The organism is Pseudoalteromonas sp. 2CM36K (assembly GCF_023161865.1).
Taxonomy (GTDB): Bacteria; Pseudomonadota; Gammaproteobacteria; order Enterobacterales; family Alteromonadaceae; genus Pseudoalteromonas; species Pseudoalteromonas tetraodonis.
Genome location: NZ_JALNTK010000061.1, coordinates 1 through 495, shown reverse-complemented (window position 1 = coordinate 495; position 495 = coordinate 1). Strand labels below are relative to the sequence as shown.

Sequence of the window (495 nt, the reverse complement as noted above, 5' to 3'; positions counted from 1 at the left end):
GAAATAAAACAGACACCCATCTTTAATTTTGTACTTTCAATGGTTTCAAACTATGCTTTAGGCAGTATGAATAAATAGGCTGGGTGTTCCATGGCAATTGCAAGAAAGCGTCAGGTTAGTTTGGCTGATACGCGATATTATCACTGTATTTCACGTTGTGTACGCCGAGCCTTTTTATGCGGAGAAGACCATTTTACAGGTCAGTCTTATGAGCACCGCAGAGGCTGGGTAGAAGATAGGCTACTTGCCTTAGCAAAAGTATTTTGCATAGATGTGTGTGCTTATGCTGTGATGAGTAATCACACTCATTTAGTACTACATGTAGATGATAAAAAGGCCAATAGGCTAAATGACAAAGCCATTATTATTCGTTGGCATAAAGAGTGTAAAGGCACGTTATTAACGCAAAAATAGTAAAATAAAACAGACACCCATCTTTAATTTTGTACTTTCAATGGTTTCAAACTATGCTTTAGGCAGTATGAATAAATAGGC

The 495-nt window shown here is 37.4% G+C and carries 1 pseudogene; it reads left to right on the top strand.

The window, feature by feature from the left end:
- Window positions 1-90 precede the first annotated feature (90 nt).
- Window positions 91-411, top strand: a pseudogene (locus MTN97_RS17825) (hypothetical protein); the annotation flags it as partial.
- Window positions 412-495 lie beyond the last annotated feature (84 nt).